The following is a 21,575-nucleotide window of genomic DNA, read 5'->3' as shown; positions in this document are numbered from 1 at the left end:
CCTTCCAACGATCCAATCCTGCGGCGACAAATCGCTCCCGACGGCAGGGACAGGTCTGGCGGCCCGGACCTGCCGGCGCGATCGATGGATATCGGGCGTTGGAGCCCCCACCAGCAACGGAGCAGAGATGGCCGGCCAGGACGAGGTCTTCAGTTATGTCAGCTATATCCGCGCCACACCGGACGCGGTCTTCGAGGCCATCACACGTCCCGAACGATCGAGACAGTTCTGGGAGCATGAGAACATCTCGGATTGGCAGCCGGGATCGCAGTGGCGGCATGTCCGCGACAACCCCGAGCGTCCCGTCGAGATCGTCGGCGAGGTGATCGAAGCGGCCTCGCCGCACCGGCTCGTCACCAGCTGGGCCGCGGCGTCCCAGGCGGACGATCCGGCCAGCTACAGCCGCGTCACCTACGAGATCGAGGATTTCGGATCCCTCACCCGCCTGACCGTGACGCATGATCGCCTCCAGTCCGGAAGCGGCATGGCCACCGGCATCAGCAGGGGGTGGCCCCTCGTCCTGTCCAGCCTGAAGTCCTTCCTGGAAACGGCGCGTGGCCTCGACCTGGCCGCGAAGCCGAAGGCGGCCTGACCGCCTCGATAGCGCATTTGGACAAGCGATCCGCGTCGTCCGCCCGATTCCCCCAACTGAGAATGGAATTCCCCATGGTCGATATTCTGCATCGCGTCGGCATCGACGCCTCTCCGAGCGACGTTTTCCAGGCGCTCACCACGCTCGATCGGCTCAACGCCTGGTGGACGAACGATACGACGGGCGATCCCCGGATCGACGGCGTGATCCATTTCCAGTTCGGCGACCGCGGCTTCTTCGACATGAAGGTCGTGGGACTGGAGCCCGGCAAGCGCGTGCTGTGGGAAGTGATCGCGGGCCCGGGCGAATGGATCGGCACCGAGGTCAGCTGGGAGCTGAAGCCCCATGGCGATGCGACGACGATTATGTTCAAGCATCAGGGCTGGCGGGAACCCGTCGAGTTCATGCACCATTGCAGCACCAAATGGGCCACCTTCCTGCTGAGCCTGAAGGCAAGCCTGGAAACCGGCAAGGGCGCCCCGTTCCCCGACGATGTCCGCATCAGTGTCGATGCCGATTGAGGCCGCCACCAGCCGCAATAGGTGTCGCCAAGCCATGGGCCGGGACTGCGCGGCTGCTTCTCCGTGGCCTCGCGCGCGTCGGTAGCGGCCCGATCTGCGCCGCCTTTCGTGGCAGGATCGGCAGCCAGTTTGCTCGCCACTGACGGTAGCATCCGCAGCCGCGCCGTCCCGGTCGCCGGCAGGCGACTGCGTGATCGTGTTACGAAGCCGTGGCGGCCGACACCAGGCCCAAACCGGTGACGAAGGTCATGGGAGACCTTCGTCACCCGACGCTGCCGCGTTCCACCTCCGAGCTGCAGCGCCAGAGACTACGGAACTCAAGGCCAACCGGGCACGGCAATTTCCAGCATAGCTCGGACATAGCCCCCAGGCGGCCTGGGGCGCTTCCAAAGGATCAGTCGAACCAGCCGGGCGTCCATCGAGAGTGTCCTGCTGGCCTCTCTCGATCTATCGTATTGTAAATGGTCGATCTGATTGTAGTCTGAAAGGCAGGGAGGAGCACGCGGCCGAGATGTCGTCACGCGTGCCGGAACGGTTATGTTCGCTGGACATAATTTCCAGTTGGTCGCGCTCTCGGTAGCGATCGCGATCACGGGCGGATATACGGGGTTCGGGCTGGCGGCCCGCGTGCGGGGCACGCGACGGAGCCGCAGGATGCTGCTGGCCGGAGCGGCCGGGCTGCTCGCCGTCAGCATCTGGACGATGCATTTCGTCGGCATGCTCGCCGCCCCGATCCCGACCGATGCGGTCTATCTCGTCCTGCCGACCATAGTCTCCTTCCTGATCTGCGCGCTGGTGGTCGGCGTCTCGCTGTTCTTCGTCTCCATCGGCCCGGATTCCAATCCTCGCATCGCCGCCTCCGCGCTCCTGCTCGGCCTCGGCATCGTCTCCATGCATTATGTCGGCGTGCACGGCCTCGCCGGGAACTTCGCCGTCGAGCACGATATCCGCTTCGTCCTTCTTGCCGGAGCGATCGCGGTCGGTGCCGGCTACGGGGGCCTGCGCATCTTCCTCGCCCGACACGGCGGCACGCGGCTCTTGCTCAGCGCCGTCGCCTTCGGCATCGCCGTCTCCGGCATGCACTACACCGCGATGCTCGGCATGCGCTTCGTGCCCGGCGGCCACGCCCATATGGCGATGGATGGCGGTCTCTCCGCCTCGCCCCAGGTCCTGGCGCCGATCGTCGCGCTGCTCTGCTTCCTGATCGTCGCCAGCTTCCTGCTCTTCCTCGTGCCGGAACCGCGGCTGCAAAGCTTGCCCGCCATGGCGTCCGGCCCCTCTGGTCGCGAGCTCGACGACCCCGGCCTCGCGGACATCGACGGCCGGGATCGGCACGCCAACGTTGTGCAGCCGCTACCGCTCGGCGGCCTCGGCCAGCCGCGCCCAGCGCGAGCCGGCAAGGTACCGGTCGAGGTCCCCGACGGCACCCAGCTCATCGATGCCGCCGAGATCCGCAGCATCCGCGCCAACGCGCATTACACCTATGTCCATGACGGCGCGCGCGAACGGCTGAGTCCCTGGTCGATCTCCCAGGCCGAGGCCGCGCTCGATGCCGAGATCTTCGTCCGCGTCCATCGCAGCCATATCGTCGCGGTGCAGCATGTGACGCTGATCCGCAAGGAGGGCGACGGCGCCGTCGTCGAACTCGGCGGCCTCAGCCCGCATCGCGTGCCGGTGAGCCGCGCCAAGATCGCCGAGGTGAAGGCGCGGCTCGGCTTGCTGCACGGCATCTCGAGATAGGTCAAGGCGTTTGCCGCAATTCGTGCGGAAAACGCCGCAACTCGTGCGAAATCCGGCGCCTTGTGCACGATCGCTTGTCCGCAGTTTAGAGCCGGAACAGCTTCAAGGAACGTCCTGACCCCGGCCGCCGATGGGCTGCCGCGAGGTTTTCAAGAGGCGGTTCGGAGGAAGCATGATCCCGGGACCCTTCACCTATCACCGGCCGGAATCCGTCCAGGAGGCGGTCAGGCTGCTCGGCGAACTCGGCGAGGAAGCGCGGCCGCTGGCCGGCGGCCACAGCCTGATCCCGATGATGAAGCTCAGGCTCGCCACGCCCGAGCACCTGATCGACCTGCACGGCATCGGCGATCTCAAGGGCATCTCGCGCGAGGGCGACCACATCGTCATCCGCGCGATGACGACGCAGCACGAATTGCTGGCTTCCGACCTGATCGCCGCCTCCCTGCCCATTCTGCACGAGACCGCGCTGCTGATCGCCGATCCGCAGGTGCGCTATTGCGGTACGATCGGCGGAAATGTCGCCAATGGCGACCCCGGCAACGACATGCCGGGCCTGATGCTCACCCTCGACGCGACCTATGAATTGCAGGGGCCGGAGGGCAGGCGCAGCGTCGCGGCCCGCGAGTTCTACCAGGGCGCCTATTTCACCGCACTGGAGCCGGGCGAGATCCTCACCGCCGTGTCCGTGCCGGTTCCGCCCGCGGGTCACGGCTACGCCTATGAGAAGCTGAAGCGCAAGATCGGCGACTACGCCACGGCCGCCGCCGCCGTCGTGCTGACCATGGACGGCGGCACTGTCGCGACCTGCGCGATCGGGCTGACCAACCTCTCCGAAACCGCGCTTCTCGCGGAAGAGGCGGCCAAGGCCGTGATCGGCACGAGCCTCGACGACGCCGCGCTGAAACGGGCCGCGGATGCTGCCCGCGCCATCATGGCACCGGCCGGCGACGGCCGCGGACCGGCCGAATACCGCATCCATGTCGGCGGCATCATGGTCGAGCGGGCGTTGAAGCGCGCCGCCGCCCGCATCCGCGCAGCCTGAGGAGACCGGCCATGGCATCCCCCGCGAAAAAGCTCGCGATCAGCCTCACCGTGAACGGCCAGCCGGTCGACGGGCTGGTCGAGCCGCGCACGCTGCTGATCCATTTCATCCGCGAGAGCCTGCAGCTCACCGGCTCGCATATCGGCTGCGAGACCACCCATTGCGGCGCCTGCACCATCGACATGAACGGGATGTCGGTGAAGAGCTGCACGATCTTCGCCGTGCAGGCGGATGGCGCCGAGATCACCACCATCGAGGGCATCGCCAATGCCGACGGCACGCTCTCGGCGCTGCAGGAGGGCTTCCGGCAGATGCACGGGCTGCAATGCGGCTTCTGCACGCCGGGGATGATCACCCGCGCCCACCGCCTGCTGCAGGAGAACCCGAACCCGACCGAGCCGGAGATCCGCTTCGGCATCGCCGGCAATCTCTGCCGCTGCACCGGCTACCAGAACATCGTCCGCGCCATTCAATACGCCGCCGCCAAGCTCAACGGCGTCGAATTCCGGGAGGCCGCAGAATGAACGACATGACCCTGACGCGCGAACAGCGCGAGGCGCGCCTCGAAGGCATGGGCTGCAAGCGCAAGCGGGTGGAGGATATCCGCTTCACGCAAGGCAAGGGCCAGTATGTCGACGACGTGAAGCTGCCCGGCATGCTGCATGGCGACTTCGTCCGTTCGCCCTACCCCCATGCCCGGATCAAGTCGATCAGCACCGAGAAGGCGCTGAAAGTGCCGGGCGTGCTGGCGGTGCTGACCGCCGAGACGCTGAAGACGGTCAACCTCGCCTGGATGCCGACGCTGGCCGGCGACGTCCAGATGGTGCTGGCCGACGGCAAGGTGCTGTTCCAGAACCAGGAAGTGGCCTTCGTCGTCGCCACCGACCGCTACGCCGCCGATGACGGCATCAATGCGGTGGAGGTGGAGTACGAACAGTTGGCGGTCCTGGTCGACCCGTTCAAGGCGATGGATGCCGATGCGCCCGTGCTGCGCGAGGACATCAAGGACAAGACGGATGGCGCCCATGGCCCGCGCAAGCACTACAACCACATCTTCGAATGGACGGTGGGCGACAAGGACCTGACCGACGCGGCCTTCCGCAAGGCGGAGGTGACGATCAAGGAGATGATCTCCTATCACCGCACCCATCCCTCGCCGCTCGAGACCTGCCAGTGCCTCTGCGCCTTCGACAAGGTGAAGGGCGAACTGACGATCTACGGCACCTTCCAGGCGCCGCATGTCATCCGCACCGTGGTCTCGCTGATCGCCAAGCTGCCGGAGCAGAAGATCCATGTGATCGCGCCCGATATCGGCGGCGGCTTCGGCAACAAGGTCGGCGCCTATCCCGGCTATATCTGTGCGGCGGTCGCCTCGATCGTCACCGGCAAGCCGGTGAAATGGGTCGAGGACCGCATCGAGAACCTGACCGCGACATCCTTCGCCCGCGACTACCACATGACGACGGAGATCGCGGCGACGAAGGAAGGCAAGGTTACGGGTCTGCGCGTGCATGTCCTCGCCGACCACGGCGCCTTCGACGCCTGCGCCGACCCGTCGAAATGGCCGGCCGGCTTCTTCAACATCGTCACCGGCTCCTACGACTTCCCGGTCGCGCATCTGGCGGTTGACGGCGTCTACACCAACAAGGCGCCAGGCGGCGTCGCCTATCGCTGCTCCTTCCGGGTGACGGAGGCGGCCTATTGCATCGAGCGCGCCATGGACATCCTGGCCCGGAAGCTCGGCATGGACCCGGCAGAACTGCGCCTGAAGAATTTCGTCAGGCCCGAGCAGTTCCCGTACCATTCGGCGCTCGGCTGGGAATACGATTCCGGCGACTATCACACCGCCATGAAGAAGGCGTTGGAGAGCGTCAAGTACGCCGAACTGCGCAAGGAGCAGGCGGCGAAGCGCGAGGCCTTCAGGCGCGGCGAGACGCGCGAGATCATGGGCATCGGCATCTCCTTCTTCACCGAGATCGTCGGCGCCGGCCCCTCCAAGAATTGCGACATCCTCGGCATCGCCATGTTCGATTCCTGCGAGATCCGCCTGCATCCGACCGGCTCGGGCATCGCCCGGGTGGGCACCAAGTCGCAAGGCCAGGGCCATGAGACGACCTGGGCCCAGATCATCGCCAGCGAGATCGGCATCCCGGCCGACGACATCATGGTCGAGGAGGGCAATACCGATACCGCCCCCTATGGGCTCGGCACCTACGGCTCTCGCTCGACACCCGTGGCCGGCGCCGCCATCGCCATGGCAGCCAGGAAGATCAAGGCGAAGGCGCAGATGATCGCGGCCTACAAGCTCGAGGTCCACGAGGACGACCTCGAATGGGACATCGACGGCTTCCGGGTGAAGGGCCTGCCGGAAAAGTTCCTCGGCATGAAGGACATCTGCTGGATCGCCTACAACGCCCCGCCGCCGGGCCTCGAGCCTGGACTGGAGGCGGTGAGCTATTACGACCCGCCCAACATGACCTATCCCTTCGGCGCCTATATCTGCGTCATGGACATCGACGTCGACACCGGCGTCTACAAGGTGCGCCGCTTCTATGCGCTCGACGATTGCGGGACCCGCATCAACCCGATGATCATCGAGGGGCAGGTCCATGGCGGGCTGACCGAGGCTTTCGCCATCGCGATGGGGCAGGAGATCCGCTACGACGAGGCCGGCAACGTCATGACCGGCTCCTTCATGGACTTCTTCCTGCCGACGGCGGTCGAGACGCCGCATTGGGAGACGGATTTCACCGTCACGCCCTCGCCGCATCACCCGATCGGCGCCAAAGGGGTCGGCGAGAGCCCGAATGTCGGCGGCGTGCCCTGCTTCTCCAACGCGGTGAACGACGCCTATTCCTTCCTCGGCGCGACGCATATCCAGATGCCGCACGATTTCTGGCGCAACTGGAAGGCGGCGAAAGAGCTCGGGGCCGTCTGAGGAGACCGCGCCATGAGCCTCTCCCGCGAGGAGATCGGCCAGCGTCTCGCCGCGGCGAACTACATCGCCGATGGCGAGCTCGCGACGGCGATATCGGTGATGCAGTTGCTGCGGCGCCCGCTCCTGCTGGAAGGCGAGGCCGGCGTCGGCAAGACCGAGGTGGCGAAGGCGCTGGCGACGCTCCACGACGCCGAGCTGATCCGCCTGCAATGCTACGAGGGGCTAGACCAGTCGGCCGCGCTCTACGAATGGAACTACCAGCGCCAGCTTCTCGCCATCGAGGCCCATAAGGGCAGCGATCCGGACAGGATCGAGCGGCAGATCTTTTCCGAGACCTATCTGCTCGAACGGCCGCTGCTCGCCGCCATCCGTCGCGAAAAACCGCCGGTGCTGCTGATCGACGAGATCGACCGCGCCGACGAGGAATTCGAGGCCTTTCTGCTCGAAATCCTGTCGGACTGGCAGGTCTCGATCCCGGAGCTCGGCACCGTCACGGCGAAGAGCGTGCCACATGTCGTGCTGACCTCGAACGGCACGCGCGAGCTCTCCGACGCGCTGCGCCGCCGCTGCCTCTACCATTATCTCGACTATCCCGACGCCGACCGCGAGGCGCGGATCATCCTCGCCCGCATCCCCGAGGCCGGCGCGGGCCTCGCCTTGCAGATCGCGCGCATGGTCGCAGGCATCCGCAAGGAGGAGCTGCGCAAGGTGCCGGGCGTCGCCGAGACGCTGGATTGGGCCGCCGTGCTGGTCGGGCTCGAGATCCGCGACGTGCACGACGCCCCCGAGGCCGTCCACGAAACCCTGATGTGTCTGCTCAAGACCCGCGAGGACAGCGCGCGGATCACAAGGCCGGTCACCGAACGTATCCTGGGGAGGGTCGCATGAGTTGCTGCGGCGTCCCGCCCTCGCCCGAGGACCTGAACGAGATCTCGGGCTTCGTCGCCGGCAAGCTCGCGGCCTTCCTGAGGACGCTGCGCGGCGCCTCCTTTCCCGTCGGCCTGAGCGAGGGTCAGGATGCGGCGGCACTGATGGCGGCGGGCTATGCCCGGAAGCCCGGCCTGCTGCGCTCGGCCTTCAAGCACCTGTTCTCTTCCCGCAAGAGCGATTGGGAGGCCTTCGACGGCCTGTTCGACGCCTTCTGGCTGAACAAGCGAACGCGCTCGCGCTCCGCCATTGCGGGCAGCCCGGCCGCCTCCGCCAATCCCGCAACGAAATCGCTTGCGGATCGGCCGACGCCCGGCTCCGGCGACGCGGCGAACGACCAGATTCCCGCCGAGGACGGCGACGATGGCCGCCAGCGCTCCGGCGAGGGCCGGGCGGAAGGCGCCTCGCGGGCGGACAATCTCGCGGCGACCGATTTCCGCAAGCTCAGCGACCCGGCCGACATCGCCGAGGCTCATGCGGTCGCGGCGCGCCTCGCGCAGGCGATGCGCACCCGGCTGACCCGCCACGACCGCGCCCGCAGGCGCGGCGACAAGCTCGACCTGCGCCGCACCATCCACCGCAACATCAGCCATGGCGGCGTGCCGATCAGCCTGCTGCATCGCGAACGCAAGCCGAAGCCGCTCAGGCTCGTCATCCTGCTCGACGCCTCGGGCTCGATGAGCCTCTATACCGGCGTCTTCCTGCGCTTCATCCACGGCGTGCTCGACGAGTTCCGCGAAGCGGAAGCCTTCCTGTTCCACACCCGCCTCGCCCATGTCTCCGACGCGATGAAGGAGCGCGACCCGGCCCGCGCGCTCGACCGGCTCTCGCTGCTGGCGCAGGGCGCGGGCGGCGGCACCAAGATCGGTGAGAGCCTCGCCACCTTCAACCGCTGGCACGCCGCCCGCGTCATTCATTCGCGCACCTGCGTCATGATCGTCTCGGACGGCTACGAGACCGGCGATGCCGCCCTGCTCCGCCGCGAGATGGCGCAACTCGCCAAGCGCTGCCGGCGCATCGTCTGGCTCAACCCGATGATGGGCTGGGACGGCTATGCGCCGGAGGCGGCCGGGATGAAGGCCGCTCTGCCGCATGTCGACCTGCTGGCGCCGGCGCACTCGCTGCAGAGCCTCGCGGCGCTCGAACCCTATCTGGCCCGATTGTGACGGAGGCGACCATGACCGCCCATGTCGACGTGATGGACCTGATCGCCCGCCTCAAGGCCAACGAGGAACCCTTTGCCCTTGCCACCGTCGTGCGCACCGTCTCGGTGACGGCGGCCAAGGCCGGCGCCAAGGCGATCATCCGCCCGGACGGCCGCATCGAGGCCGGCTGGATCGGCGGTGGCTGCGCCCGCGGCACAGCGCTCAAGGCGGCGCGCGAGGCGCTGGCCGACGGACGCCCGCGCCTGATCTCGGTCCAGCCGGGCGATCTCCTCGCCGAGCATGGCGTCAGCCCGGGCGAGGACCGCGACGGCGTCCGCTTCGCCCAGAACATGTGTCCCTCGCAAGGCACGATGGACATCTTCATCGAGCCGGTGCTGCCGGCGCCGACGCTGGTCGTCTTCGGCGCGAGCCCGGTCGCGCTGGCACTGGTCGAGCAGGCGAAGCCGCTGGGCTTCCATGTCGCATTGGCGGCGCCCTTCGCCGAGCTCGCTGCCATGCCGGAGGCCGACAGGCTGTTCGACGGCTTCGCTTTCGAGCCGCCCCAGGGCTCGCAGCGCTTCGTCGTGGTTTCGACGCAAGGCAAGGGCGACGAGGCGGCGCTGAAGGCGACCCTCGGCTTCGAGGCGGATTACCGCAGCTTCGTCGGCAGCCGGCGCAAGATGGCTGCGCTGCGGGCGCGGCTTGCGGACGAAGGCGTGTCAAAGGCCTTGCTCGACACGGTCAAGGCGCCGGCCGGGCTCGATCTCGGCGCGATCACGCCGGAGGAGATCGCCCTGTCGATCCTCGCGGAGATCATCCGCCATCGCCGCAGTGCCCAGCGCCTCGCGGCGGACGCTTCCAGAACCTAGAGACGAGGATGACGCAATGGATATGAACGGGCAGGAACGGATCGAGGCGCCGGTCGCTATTGTCTGGGCGGCGCTGAACGACCCGGAGGTGCTCAAGCGCTGCATCCCCGGCTGCGAGACGCTGGAAAAGCGCTCCGATACGGAGATGGCGGCGACGGTCACCCTGCGGGTGGGGCCGGTCAAGGCGAGCTTCAATGGCGAGGTCCAGCTCATCAACCTGAACCCGCCGCATTCCTACACCATCCAGGGCGAGGGCAAGGGCGGCATCGCCGGCTTCGCCAAGGGCGGGGCCGATGTCTCGCTGACCGAGGACGGTCCGCAGGCGACGCTGCTGGCCTATACGGTCAAGGCCGAAGTCGGTGGCAAGATCGCCCAGCTCGGCGCCCGGCTGATCGATTCGACCTCCCGCAAGCTCGCCGGACAGTTCTTCGCGAATTTCGGAAAGGAGCTGGCCGGGCAAGAGATCAAGGCTTGATCAGCTACTGTAGCCGCTTGGGGGGCGCACAGGATCACGGCCTGCCACGCCGCTTCGACGGTTGGCGTCGGCCTTGATCAGGCTGGCATCGACCGCAAAGCCCTCGCCGCCGTCCAGCCCCTCCGCCGTGCAGCGCCTGACGGTCGACTCGAAAACCTCGCGCAGCAGATCGTTGTCGCGCAGGCGGCCGTGCCGGTTCTTCGAGCGTGCCGGTTCTTCGAGAAAGTCGAATGGTCGGGCGCATCACCCTGCAGCCCGAGCCGGCAGAAGCAGCGATAGGCCAGGTTCAGATGGAGCTCGTGATCGTCCGCTCGCCGATCATCAGCCTGCCCTCCGATCCCGAGACCACTGAATCAGGATTTCAAACCCGCAGCAAACAACGACTTCTTCAACGCAATCGGAGGAAAGCTGAGGTTCATCTGACTTCGTCGCTGCGCCAAGAGAGGACGTCGGGGCATTGCCCGCAAACGGACATTGCCGAGCGGTTGGCCCGACCTCCGTTTCGATCCATAGCTGACGCTTTTTTGCCCGCCTTGATGCTACCGGCGATTGACATCGAGGTTGGCTTGGAGTGCCGAGATGCTTGTCGTGCTCAGCGGTCTGCCGGGGACAGGGAAAACGACGATCGGAAAGGCGTTGGCCAGAAGGCGAGCCGCCACCTACGTTCGCGTCGACGAGATCGAGCACGCTCTCAAGCAGGGCGCGAATAGCGCTCGAGACATTGGCCCGGAGGGGTATCTGGTTGCCTTCGCCATCGCCTCGTCAAACCTGAAAGTCGGTAATCTTGTCATTGGCGACAGCGTCAACCCCGTTCCGGAGAGCCGGTGCGGCTGGCGAAGCGTCGCGACTGAGCTCGGCTCTCCGGTCCTCGATGTCGAAGTGATCTGTAGCGACGAAACCGAGCATCGCCGCCGGGTCGAGACCCGCACTGCCGACATAGTCGGGTTCGAGCCGCCGACATGGGCCTATGTCAAGGCACGCGACTATGCTGCGTGGACCGAAGACCGTCTCGTATTGGACACCGCGGTCCTGAACGTCGGCGCTGCCGTCAGCCAAATCGAGGCCCGGATCGACGCTCTGATCGGAAAAGCGGCTTCCGGCGCGTGAGTTCGAACGCGCCTTCCCAGCCAAGCCTTGCTGCTGACCGTCGCCAGGAGATCGACTCTGCGATCACTCGGCGGCAATCCTGCCCGGTGACGGGTCTGCCACGCGCCAGTCGTGCCTGCGCAAATAAATCATCTGAGCGGTCAGTCCGACGACGAGCATGACGAAAAGACCGGCCAGGGCGCCCAGGAGGAGCGGTGACTTCGGATCGGTAACCAGGGGATGGCCATCCGGGACGCGGCGAAGCGTTTCGCTGACGCTCGGCACCATCAAAAGAAACGTCGTCAGGGTGAGAAAGACCGTTTCGAGGTAGGTGCTAACACGGCCAAAGCGTGAAATCCGACCGACGCCATAACCGGCAAGCAGCAGCATGATGGTTGCTGCGCCGATGCCGTAGCTTACAGGCTCATGCGCGACGAGAAACACCGTTGACGCGCCGATGAGCATCGAAATGAAATAAAGCGCGCCGGGTACAGATCGCGGCACGATCCTGCCGTGCCGGGCAAGCATGTAGATGGCGAGTGGAATGGCAGGCAGACTGCCGAGCGTATGCACCCAGCCGAGTGGCGAAATTCCAAACATCAAGGTTGTCCTGTTTCCTGATCTGGCGCGAGAGATGATCCCGGTCGCCGGGCGTCGCGGTTGTGCAGGCGTCGGTCTTCGGCTCCGATAGAGCCGCGTCATTGGCGCCAGCCGCCTCCGGGGATACGTCCTGCAGGGGATCTCAAACCTGCCCCTCTGCTTCCGCGCGGGGAGGAGGCGCCCGCCGGACGAGCGCAATGCTCAGAGCCACCCCTCCGGCGAGACAGAAGGCGATGCAAAGGATGGCGACGATGAGCGCCTGCGTGATGGCGGCCGGATCGGTGCGGGCGCCCAGCACCTCGTAGAAGATCCCGCCGATCACGGCGACGCTGAGCGCGGTGCTGACCTGGAGGGTCGAGCTGGCGATGCCGGCGATCATGCCGGACAGGGCCGGCGAGACCCGGCCCGTCACCATCCGCATCAGGGTCGGCAGCGCGAGACCTTGCCCAAAACCGATAACGAACAGGAGGGCGGCAAGCGGCATCGGTGCGGGATGCATGCCGGTCCACGTCGCCGCAATGAGCCCGGCGAGACCAAGGAATCCGGCAACTTCCAGCCCCATGCCGATCGGATTGACATAGGCGCCGCAGAACCGTCGGAGAAAGGACGTCGACAGCGGCCCGAGCAGGAATCCGGCACCGAACGGCAGGAAGACGAGGCCCGCCTGGAGCGCAGTCATATGCAGCGCCTCCTGCAAGTAGACAGAGAGCAGCTGGAAAAAGCTGCCGATCGAATAGAACAACAATGCGATCAGCAGCGCATGGCCCAGTCCCGGTGCCCGCAAGGCGCTCGGGTCGAGCAGGGGGGCACCGCCCGCCCGTGCCAGCCGGCTCTCATAGCGCCAGAACAGCCACGCCAGCAGCGGCACCGCGACGAGAGACAGCCAGGACCAGAGCGGCCACCCGGCTTCGCGCCCCTCGATCAGCGGCACGAGCAGCGCAGCTAGCGTCAGCATCGACAGCGCCATGCCGCCGAGATCAAGCCGGCGTGCGTCGCGCGCGCGCGTCTCTTTCAGCAGAGGAATTCCGAACAGCAGGACGAGCATCGCCACCGGCAGGTTGACCAGGAAAATTGCCCGCCACCCCAGCCCCATGAGGTTCAGCGAGATCAGGACGCCGCCCATCGCCTGCCCGACCACAGCGGCCAAACCGAAGATCGCACCATAGATGCTGAGGGCGAGCGGCTTCTCCCTCTCGGGGAAAATCGCCTGCACCGACGCGAGCGCCTGGGGCGCGATGACGGCGGCCGTTACGCCCTGCAACGCGCGCCCGGCGACCAGCGCCCAGGGCGACCAGGCGAAGCCGCACAGCGTCGATGCGGCGGCAAAGCCGATCAGGCCGAGAAAGAACACGCGGCCGCGACCGAACAGATCGCCGAGCCGCCCACCGGTCGTCAGCGTCACGGCATAAAGCGCGGCATAGGACGAAATGACGAGCTGCTCGGCGGAGGAGGAGGCGCCCAGGTCCCCGCGGATCGAGGGGAGAGCCACATTGACGATGAAGAAGTCGAGTGGCGGCAGGAACGCGCCGACCAGCAGGATCACGAACATCGTCCAGCGCCGCCGCTCGGGCAGGGCGTCACCGTTCCGAGCCGCGGCGGCCGTAAGGGCCGCGGCTTCACATGTCGTCACGCACATGGGTGTATTTCCGTTCTCAAACCCGGACTACGCTGCCGCCGATCAAGTCAGGCCGTCCTCGTTGTGGTGTCGAAGTCGGTGGCGATGGAGATGTCGCGCCAGGCGGCGATGTCGGCGCGGAAAGAGTCCAGCTTTTGCTGCGCGATAGCGTGAGCGCGCGGCCCGATCGGCAGGTGCAGCGGCGGATGCTCGGAATCGACGGCCCGCAGCATGACGGCGACGGCTTTGGCCGGGTCGCCTGCCTGCCTGCCATTATTGGTCCGGCGATAATCCCGTCTCGCCGGCACCGTCTCGCCATAGGCGGCGATCTCCTGCGCCGCGGTGAGCATCGAGCGACCGAGGAACTCGGTGCGGAACGGGCCGGGCTCGACGATGATCACGTGCACGCCGAGCGGACGAAGCTCCTGTGCGAGCGCTTCGGACAGACCTTCGACCGCAAACTTGCTCGCATTGTAGAAGCCGAAGCCCGCGGAACCGGCGATCCCGGCGCCGGACGAGAGATTGACGATGCGGGCTCCGGCACGTCTGCGCAGCGCCGGCAGGGCGGCCCGGGTCGTCTCGATCAGGCCGAAGAGGTTCACGTCGAACATCGGTCGATATTCGTCGGGCTCTCCCTCTTCGATCGCACCGATGAAGCCGAAGCCGGCATTGTTGACGAGGACGTCAAGACCGCCAAACGCGCCTTCGGCGAGCGCCACGGCCCTTGCGGCGTCGCCGGCGCGGGTGACGTCCAGCGCAATGCTCCGCACCGTCTCGGGATAGCGTTCGCACAGCGGCTGCAAGCCATCCGTCGAGCGGGCAGTGGCGACGAGGCGATCGCCCCGCGCGGCTACGGCCTCGGCAAGCTGCCGGCCCAGCCCCGACGAGCATCCAGTGATCAGCCAGGTTTTCATCATGTCCTCCTTCAGCGTTGGGACCGAGCGCCGCGCCAACCCGCCGCCATAAGCGGCCGGCGCGCTTTTTCGTCCGCAGCGGGATGCGAGGAAGATAGGCGGTTGGATTTGTTTGATAACTGACAGTACCGTACGATCTCCGTTCAGTTTTGTGGGTGCGGCTGTGGAGTGGAGTGATGTGAGGATCTTTCTGGCCATTGCCCGCACCGGCACGCTGGGCGCAGCCGCTCGCGCGCTTCATCTGAGCCATCCCACGGTCGGACGCCGCCTTCGGGCACTCGAACAGGCGACCGGCCAGACGTTGTTTCAGAGAACGGCCGACGGCTTCATTCCCACCGAAGAAGGCGACGCCGTCATCGCTCTGGCTGAGCAGATGGAGGAAGGCGCTCTGGCCATCGAGCGGCGGCTTGCCGGACAGGAGCAAGCCCTTCAGGGCACTTTGCGGATATCGTCCGCCGATTGGTTTGGCGCCTACGTCCTCCCGCCGATCATTGACGATTACGCAAAAGCCTATCCGCACGTCGATCTGGAAATCCTCACCGGCACCCGCCTGTTCAGCCTGGCGCAGCGGGAGGCCGACATCGCTTTCCGGATCGTGCCGTTCGATAACCCCGACGTCCTGCAGCGACGATTGGTCCGTCTGCCCTATGGCGTCTACGTTGCGGCAGGCTCACCCGAGCCGGTGTATGGTGATGGCGCCGGCTTCCGGCTCATCACCCACGACACGTCTACCGGCCAGTTCCCGGATATTGCCTGGCTCACCGAGAGCTTTCCGAACGCGAAGCCGCTGCTCCGGTCGAACAATCGGAACGTGCAGGGGCGGATGAGCCGCCAGGGCATTGGCATCGCCGTCCTGCCCCAAGTGGTCGGAAGTCAGATAGTGGGTCTTCGCAAGCTTGACCTGCCGGTAGAGCCGCCCTCACGGGACATCTGGATGGGTTATCATCGGGACATACGGCGCCTTCAGCGGCTGCGGGCATTCATAACCATCGTGACCGATCATATTGCGACGATACCGCTCCAACCGTGACCGCCGCAGTCGGCAGTTGCAGCTCGAGGACCGTGCGGGAACTTACTGAGGGCGCCTGTTTCCCATCGAGATCGTCCGGGGCGTTCCTTTTGTGTTGCGCCAGTTGCGGACATTGAGATCCGGCGCGCGCTGGCGAGCGATGACACCCTGGTCGTCCCTGGACATGACCCGATGATCATCATGCGCTTTCCCGCCGCGTCCAAGACTGCGGCGGGGATCGTCGCGCGACTCGACTGAGGCCGTGTTCCCGGCGCGCAAGGCACGTCCGGAACGGGAGCTCAGGGCTTCTTCATCTGCAGGACATTGGTCTCCTCGTCGTTGCGTGCGGCATAGGAGACTTTGTCCTTGCGGCCGGCCCAGATCGCGTTGAGCGTTACGACGGGGATCGTTGAATAGTCCTTGATCGAGATTTCCATCGCCTCGATCAGCAAGGCCTTGCGCTTGGTGTCGTCGACAGTGGTGATCGCCGTCTGGATGACTCCGTCGAGCTTGGGGTTGGAATACATGGTACGATTGTTGGCACCGAGGCGCTTGCCGGCATCGAGCGTATGGACCAGAGACTGCAGGATGTAGGAGGTCTCGCCCGAAAGCGAACCCCAGCCCGACATCTGCAGCGAGTATTCCAGCCGTGCCGAAGCGGGGAAGAAGACCGCGCGCGGTGTCGCGGCGACGATGGCCTTGATGCCGATGCGGTTAAGCATGCCGCCAAGCGCGGTGCAGACCGAGCCGTCATTCGGCAGGCGGTCCGAGGTGCAGTGCAGGGTGATGCCGAAGCCGTTCGGATAACCTGCCTCTGCGAGCAGCTTCTTGGCGCCATCCGGATCGAATGCATCCGGCTTCAGGGCCGTGCTGGTGCCCCACAGACCGTCGGGCGAAAGCTGGCCGGCGGCGGCGCCTTGTCCGTGCATGACGCGTTCGACGATCGCCTGCCGGTTGACCGCCATCGAGATGGCCTTGCGGATGCGGATGTCCTTCAGGGGGTTCTTGGTCATCGGTTTGCCGTCGGCGTCAGTGACGAATGGTGATTGGTCACGGCCGACTTCGGGATACAGCATGAAATTATAGACCGAGGGCGTCTGGAAGATTGCAACAGCTGCGCTCTTCTTGAGTTGCTCGACATCGACGGAGGGAACGTAGTTGATCAGATCGACGTCGCCGGCGAGCAGCGCAGCGACGCGGGACTGATCGGCGAGAATCTCCTTCATCACGATCCGCTCCCAGGGCTGCTTGCCGCCCCAGTAGGTATCGTGGCGCGCGACCACGAGGTCGCCTTTGGGCTGCCAGGAGACGACCTTGTAGGGGCCGGTGCCAATAGCCGCCTTGCCGGACTGGAAGTCCTCCTGCGTCGGCGTTCCCAGCGACTTCGGCAGGATAAAGAGCTGGGCGAGGTTGCGCAGCAGCAGCGGCGTCGGCGACGAGGTCAGGATCCGGATTTTCAGCGGCTCGATCACCTCCACCTTGGTGATACCGGTCATGTAGAGCATCATGCCGCCGGTCGCCCCGCCCGCGTTCGGCACGCGCTCGATCGAGTACTTCACGTCCTCTCCCGTGAAATCCGAGCCGTCATGGAATTTCACGCCGGGCCGCAGGGTGAATTCCCAGGTGTTGTCGTCGATGAGCTTCCAGGAGGTCGCGAGCGAGGCGGTCGGCTCCAGGGTCTCGTCGCGCGAGACGAGCGTGTCGTAGATGTTGCGGTAGACCGAGACCGAATTGCCGAGCGAACTGAACTGCGGGTCCAGCCCGTCGGTGCCGGAACGCAGGCCGATGGTCAGGGTCTGAGCAGTGGTCGGCAGTGCGAGCGCCACGGATAGAAGGCTGGCAGCGACGGCTGTGGCGGCGAGGCGGAGCGACTTCATCGGAGTTCCTTCCTGTTGCGTGGATCGAGTCTCGTCTGATCGTTCAGGCTGCCGCGACTTCTGCGCGGCCGAAATTCTTGACGCCCATCTCGGCGAAGCACTCCGAGAGCGCGTCCATCGCCCGGCCAATATCCTCGGGCGTGACGATACCGATATTGGCGATGCGGAAGGTGTTGGCGGCGGCAAGCCGTCCGGGAAAGATGATGAAGCCGCGCTTCTTCATCCCGGCATAGAGCTGGCCGAAGGAGTAGTTCGGATCGTCGGGGTCGTGGAAGGTCGAGACGATTGGCGAGGCATGGGCATCGTCGACCAGCGTGTGAAAGCCCATCTGGCGCATGCCGTCGACGAGACGGCGCCAGCTTGCGGCATACCGCGCCCGTCGGCCGGCGACGCCGCCTTCTTCCTCGTGCTCCTTGCAGGCCTGAGCGAAGGCCAGCAGCAGATGTGTGGCAGGCGTGAAGCGGAAACCGCCGGTCCGCTCGAAATGCTGATTCTGGTCCCAGAGATCGAGGCTCAGCGAGTGGCAATTGCCCTTGCACTCCTCCAGTACGGCTTTCTTGGCGATGACGAAGGCGAGGCCGGGAGGCGCCTGCATGCCCTTGTTGGCCGAGAAGATCACCGCGTCATAGGCGAGCTTCTTTGCATCTAGATCGATGATGCCGAAGGAGGCGACCGCGTCGATCAGAAGGCCCTTGCCATAGGCCTTGCAGACCTGCGCGATCTCTTCGATCGGATTGAGAATCCCGGTCGAGGTCTCGCAATGCACGACCATCACGTGGGTGATGGCGGGGTCGGCCTTGATCGCGTCCTCGAACTGCTTGCGCGTAGGCGGAGTGTAGGGTTGCGTGCGGAAGGAGGCGTAGTTCAGCTTGAGATGCTGGCAGATGTCGACGATGCGGTCGCCATAGACGCCGTTGGTGTGTACCAGCAGCTTGCCGTCGCGCGGGACGAAGGTGCCGATGGCGGCCTCGGTCGCGTAGGTGCCGGAGCCGACGAGCGGCACCATGGTATGGGTGCCTACACCATTGACGATCTTGATCAGATATTGAGCGATCGCCGCCATCTTCTCAGCCATGACCTCCTCGCCAGAGGAGTAGTCGTGCAGCATCGCCTCCTTGGTGGTCAGGGAGATCGAGCATGGGCCCGGTGTCAGCAGCAGCGGTTCGTCGAAAATGTCGGTCACGGCCTCTCTCCACGGTCTGGGTTCGGGTCAGGAAGCGGTTCTGACAGCGGATCAACCGCCGCCGCGCCGGCGGCGAGCCGGGCGGCGCGGCTTTCATGCCGCGTCAGAAACAAGGTCGAGGCCACGATCACGAGCGCACCGGCGATGGTCCATGCGTCGGGTATCTCGCTGAACACGAGGTAGCCGGCACCCGCGGAGAAGATCAGGCGAACATAGTCGACCCCCGCCAGGGACGACGCCTCGGCGACGCGGAAGGCGAGGATGTTGACGTATTGCCCCATCGGCCCGAACACGCCGATCAATGCCAGCGCCAGCCATTGCCCGCCATCGGGCGCCTTCCAGGTCGCGATCCCCGCCGGCAGGGACGCCGCCGTCGTGATCAGCGCGACATACACCATGATCGCCAGCGGGCTTTCGTGCCGCGACAGAAGCTTGGTCACCAGGAGCAGCCCCGCCCCGGTCACCGCACCGACCAGGCCTGCGAGGATTGCGAGATCGACACCGGACAGCCCAGGCCGCGCGACCAGCAGCACGCCTGCGAAGCCGGCGAGCGTGGCGATCCAGCGCGGCAGCCGCACGACCTCGCCGAGCACGACCTGCGCCAGCACCACGAGGAAGAGTGCCTTGGTGAAGCCGATCGTCGTCGCCGCGGCGAGCGGCAGGTTCGCGAAACTGTAGAAGTAAGCGTAGAGCCCGACGATGCTGAGCGCCCCGCGAAACAGATGCAGCCGGAGATGGCGGGTGCGGAGCACGCCCAGGCCCTCGACGGAATGCAGCACGAAGGGAATGACGACAAGCATCTGAGCGGCGCTTCGGACCAGCACGACCTGTTCGGTCGCCATCGACGTGCCGAGCATGCGCGCAGCCGCCACCTCGACGGTGAAGAGCAGATAGGCGAGGACCAACAGCGCCGCGCCTTTGAGATTGGCCGGCAGCCCTGCCCAGTGATGTGCGGCCCGTTCCCGGCGCCCCGGATCGCGCGCGATGCTGCTCATGCGCCAGTGCCGCCATCGTAGAGGTGGCAGGCCGCGAGATGGCCGCCGGCGACCGGCCTGAGCGCAGGCATTTCGATGCGACAGCGCGGCCCGGCCTGCGCGCAGCGCGGATGAAAATGGCAACCGGGCGGCGGCGCGAGCGGGGACGGGATCTCACCCTCGATCGGCCTGAACTGCTGCCGGCGCCCGTCGAGCTGCGGCACCTGCTCGACCAGAGCGCGCGTATAGGGATGGCTCGGCGCGGAAAACAGAGCCTCGGTCGTCGCGCTCTCGACGACGCGGCCGAGATACATGATGACGATGCGGTCGGAGAGGAAGCGCACGACGTTGAGGTCGTGGCTGATGAAGAGGTAGGTGAGGCCGAGGCTGTCCTTCAGATCCATGAACAGGTTGAGGACCTGCGCCTGGATCGAGACGTCGAGGGAGGCCACCGCCTCGTCGCAGACGAGGAAATCCGGCTTCACCGCCAGCGCGCGGGCGATGCAGATGCGCTGGCGCTGCCCTCCCGAGAATTGGTGCGGGAAGCGCCGCCTGAGCCCCGGATCGAGCCCGACCATGCGCAGCATCGTGGCGGCGTAGTCGTCGGCCTCGACGGCCGAGACGAGCCCATGGGCGATGGGCGCCTCGGAGACCATCTGGCCAACCCGCATGCGCGGATTGAGCGAAGCGTAAGGGTCCTGAAAGACCATCTGGACGCGCCGCGTGAAGTCGCGGCGCTTCGAGAGAGACAGGTTCGCGACGTTGCCGCCCTTGTAGAACAGGTCTCCCGAACTCTGCTGGTGAATGCCGGCGACGACGCGCCCGAGCGTCGACTTCCCGCAGCCGCTTTCGCCGACGAGCCCGACCACCTCGCCCGGCATCACGGAAAGATCGACCTGGTCGAGCGCGTGGACATGCCGCAAGGGGAGCCTGCCGCCGAGCCGCGCGGCGAGGCGCGAAAGTAGATCGGCCTTGCGGCCGAAGCGCTTCGAAACCTGCGCAAGTTCGATCAGAGGCTGCACGGCCCCGCCTGCCGACAACGCAGGCCCGGCCACGGCATCAGGCTCGACAACGTCCGAGGCGTTCATGCCGCCACCTCGTCACGAACGGGCAGCACGCAGCGCACCATCCGCCCTGTCGCGGGTGCCTGAACCGGGGGCTCCGCCTCGCAGATCGCCTGCGCCATCACGCAGCGGGGGCGGAAGGCGCAACCCGCCGGCAGCGCCAGCAGCGAGGGGGCCATGCCGTCGATCTGTGCGAGGCGACGGCCCCGCATCTGGGCACCGGGCACGGAGGCGATCAGGCCTTGCGCATAGGGGTGGAGCGGGCGCGTCAGCACGTCGGCGACGGGTCCGTGCTCCACGATGCGCCCGGCATACATGACGGCGACATTGTCGGCGAGGCCGGAGACGATCGAGAGATCATGCGAAATCCAGATCACCGCCGTCTGCTCCTGCCGGGCAAGGGTCTGCATCTCCGAGAGGATCTGGCTCTGAATGGTCACGTCGAGCGCCGTGGTCGGCTCGTCGGCGATGATCAGACTGGGACGATGCAGGAAGGCTATGGCGATGGCGACTCGCTGGCGCATGCCTCCGGAGAACTGGTGAGGATAGGCATCGAGTCGCTCGTCGGGCGAGGCAATGCCGACCTTGCCAAGCGCGGCCCGGGCCCGTTCGCGTGCCTCCTGCCTGCTCACGGGATCATGGGCCAGCACTGTCTCGATCATCTGCGTCCCGATCTTCAGGACCGGGTTCAGCGTCATCATCGGATCCTGGAAGATCATCGCGATCTCCTTCCCGCGCAGCGCCCGCAGCTCGGATTGCGGCAGGCCGACCAGCTCCCGCCCGCGATGGCGGACGCTGCCTCCGACGATGCGGCCCGGCGCATCGACCAGGCCGATCAGCGAGAATCCGGTGACCGATTTGCCCGAACCGGACTCGCCGACGAGGCCCAGAACATGGCCGGGCATGACATCGAAACTCACGCCGTTGACGGCACGCGCGACGCCGGCGCCCGTGGCGAACTCAGTGCGAAGATCCCGGACGGAAAGGATGGGGTCCATCGAGCC

Annotated in this window: 20 protein-coding genes and 1 pseudogene; 12 read left to right on the top strand and 9 right to left on the bottom strand. The window is 66.1% G+C overall.

Annotated elements, in window-relative coordinates; genetic code table 11:
- The first annotated feature begins 127 nt into the window (after positions 1 to 127).
- The 10 genes from EV560_RS34610 (at position 128) to EV560_RS34565 (ending at position 10,249) form a co-directional block, all read left to right on the top strand.
- Positions 128 to 592 (top strand): SRPBCC family protein, encoded by a 465-nt coding sequence (locus EV560_RS34610; protein WP_131860421.1) that lies wholly within the window; start codon positions 128 to 130, stop codon positions 590 to 592.
- Between the two features lie 17 nt (positions 593 to 609).
- Complete coding sequence (locus EV560_RS34605; protein ID WP_207908185.1) at positions 610 to 1,113, top strand: SRPBCC family protein; 504 nt, start codon at positions 610 to 612, stop codon at positions 1,111 to 1,113.
- Between the two features lie 537 nt (positions 1,114 to 1,650).
- On the top strand, positions 1,651 to 2,853 hold the full coding sequence (locus EV560_RS34600; RefSeq protein ID WP_131860420.1) for an MHYT domain-containing protein: 1,203 nt from the start codon (positions 1,651 to 1,653) through the stop codon (positions 2,851 to 2,853).
- A gap of 172 nt (positions 2,854 to 3,025) precedes the next feature.
- A complete protein-coding gene (locus tag EV560_RS34595) occupies positions 3,026 to 3,895 on the top strand; it encodes an FAD binding domain-containing protein (protein ID WP_131860419.1) in 870 nt (289 codons plus the stop codon).
- An 11-nt stretch (positions 3,896 to 3,906) separates the two neighbouring features.
- Positions 3,907 to 4,419 carry a (2Fe-2S)-binding protein gene (locus EV560_RS34590; protein ID WP_131860418.1) on the top strand — a complete coding sequence of 171 codons (513 nt, stop codon included), beginning with the start codon at positions 3,907 to 3,909 and terminating at the stop codon, positions 4,417 to 4,419.
- Positions 4,416 to 6,833 (top strand): aerobic carbon-monoxide dehydrogenase large subunit, encoded by a 2,418-nt coding sequence (locus tag EV560_RS34585; RefSeq protein ID WP_131860417.1) that lies wholly within the window; start codon positions 4,416 to 4,418, stop codon positions 6,831 to 6,833. The genes EV560_RS34590 and EV560_RS34585 overlap by 4 nt, the downstream gene beginning before the upstream one ends.
- 12 nt (positions 6,834 to 6,845) lie before the next feature.
- Positions 6,846 to 7,721, top strand: coding sequence for an AAA family ATPase (locus EV560_RS34580; protein WP_131860416.1), 876 nt, complete (start codon positions 6,846 to 6,848; stop codon positions 7,719 to 7,721).
- Positions 7,718 to 8,926: a vWA domain-containing protein gene (locus EV560_RS34575; protein WP_131860415.1), complete on the top strand. Its 1,209-nt coding sequence runs from the start codon at positions 7,718 to 7,720 to the stop codon at positions 8,924 to 8,926. The genes EV560_RS34580 and EV560_RS34575 overlap by 4 nt, the downstream gene beginning before the upstream one ends.
- Before the next feature lie 11 nt (positions 8,927 to 8,937).
- Positions 8,938 to 9,774 carry an XdhC family protein gene (locus EV560_RS34570; protein WP_131860414.1) on the top strand — a complete coding sequence of 279 codons (837 nt, stop codon included), beginning with the start codon at positions 8,938 to 8,940 and terminating at the stop codon, positions 9,772 to 9,774.
- A gap of 16 nt (positions 9,775 to 9,790) precedes the next feature.
- Positions 9,791 to 10,249, top strand: a complete 459-nt coding sequence (locus EV560_RS34565; RefSeq protein ID WP_131860413.1) for an SRPBCC family protein — start codon at positions 9,791 to 9,793, stop codon at positions 10,247 to 10,249.
- A gap of 39 nt (positions 10,250 to 10,288) precedes the next feature.
- Here the strand turns inward: EV560_RS34565 and EV560_RS34560 are convergent.
- Positions 10,289 to 10,548 (bottom strand): annotated as a pseudogene (locus tag EV560_RS34560) (transposase); the annotation flags it as partial.
- Positions 10,549 to 10,828: 280 nt separating this feature from the next.
- On the opposite strand from EV560_RS34560, the gene EV560_RS34555 reads away from it, so the two are divergent.
- A complete protein-coding gene (locus EV560_RS34555) occupies positions 10,829 to 11,356 on the top strand; it encodes a P-loop nucleotide/nucleoside kinase family protein (protein WP_131860412.1) in 528 nt (175 codons plus the stop codon).
- 63 nt (positions 11,357 to 11,419) lie between these two features.
- Here the strand turns inward: EV560_RS34555 and EV560_RS34550 are convergent, their stop codons facing one another.
- The 3 genes from EV560_RS34550 to EV560_RS34540 form a co-directional block, all read right to left on the bottom strand.
- Positions 11,420 to 11,935: a hypothetical protein gene (locus tag EV560_RS34550; RefSeq protein WP_131860411.1), complete on the bottom strand. Its 516-nt coding sequence runs from the start codon at positions 11,933 to 11,935 to the stop codon at positions 11,420 to 11,422.
- 142 nt (positions 11,936 to 12,077) lie between these two features.
- Positions 12,078 to 13,484, bottom strand: a complete 1,407-nt coding sequence (locus EV560_RS34545; RefSeq protein WP_131860474.1) for an MFS transporter — start codon at positions 13,482 to 13,484, stop codon at positions 12,078 to 12,080.
- Between the two features lie 134 nt (positions 13,485 to 13,618).
- Positions 13,619 to 14,662: an oxidoreductase gene (locus EV560_RS34540; protein WP_248312347.1), complete on the bottom strand. Its 1,044-nt coding sequence runs from the start codon at positions 14,660 to 14,662 to the stop codon at positions 13,619 to 13,621.
- On the opposite strand from EV560_RS34540, the gene EV560_RS34535 reads away from it, so the two are divergent.
- Positions 14,628 to 15,494: a LysR family transcriptional regulator gene (locus EV560_RS34535; protein WP_131860410.1), complete on the top strand. Its 867-nt coding sequence runs from the start codon at positions 14,628 to 14,630 to the stop codon at positions 15,492 to 15,494. The two genes, EV560_RS34540 and EV560_RS34535, sit on opposite strands and share 35 nt — an antisense overlap.
- Positions 15,495 to 15,772: 278 nt before the next feature.
- On the opposite strand, the gene EV560_RS34530 is transcribed toward EV560_RS34535, so the two are convergent.
- The 5 genes from EV560_RS34530 to EV560_RS34510 are packed head-to-tail and all read right to left on the bottom strand — an operon-like array spanning position 15,773 to position 21,569.
- Entirely contained in the window at positions 15,773 to 17,350 is a 1,578-nt protein-coding gene (locus EV560_RS34530; RefSeq protein ID WP_131860409.1) for an ABC transporter substrate-binding protein, read from the bottom strand.
- A gap of 43 nt (positions 17,351 to 17,393) precedes the next feature.
- Positions 17,394 to 18,533, bottom strand: coding sequence for a 2-aminoethylphosphonate--pyruvate transaminase (locus EV560_RS34525; protein WP_131860408.1), 1,140 nt, complete (start codon positions 18,531 to 18,533; stop codon positions 17,394 to 17,396).
- Positions 18,530 to 19,528 (bottom strand): DMT family transporter, encoded by a 999-nt coding sequence (locus EV560_RS34520; RefSeq protein ID WP_131860407.1) that lies wholly within the window; start codon positions 19,526 to 19,528, stop codon positions 18,530 to 18,532. The genes EV560_RS34525 and EV560_RS34520 overlap by 4 nt, the downstream gene beginning before the upstream one ends.
- Positions 19,525 to 20,595 carry an ABC transporter ATP-binding protein gene (locus EV560_RS34515; RefSeq protein ID WP_131860406.1) on the bottom strand — a complete coding sequence of 357 codons (1,071 nt, stop codon included), beginning with the start codon at positions 20,593 to 20,595 and terminating at the stop codon, positions 19,525 to 19,527. The genes EV560_RS34520 and EV560_RS34515 overlap by 4 nt, the downstream gene beginning before the upstream one ends.
- Positions 20,592 to 21,569 (bottom strand): ABC transporter ATP-binding protein, encoded by a 978-nt coding sequence (locus EV560_RS34510; RefSeq protein WP_131860405.1) that lies wholly within the window; start codon positions 21,567 to 21,569, stop codon positions 20,592 to 20,594. Before EV560_RS34510 ends, EV560_RS34515 begins: the two co-directional genes overlap by 4 nt.
- Positions 21,570 to 21,575: the final 6 nt, after the last annotated feature.

Source organism: Allobosea sp. BK604 (assembly GCF_004341515.1).
In the GTDB taxonomy this organism is placed as follows: domain Bacteria; phylum Pseudomonadota; class Alphaproteobacteria; order Rhizobiales; family Beijerinckiaceae; genus Allobosea.
This window is presented reverse-complemented; position numbering and strand designations above follow the sequence as displayed.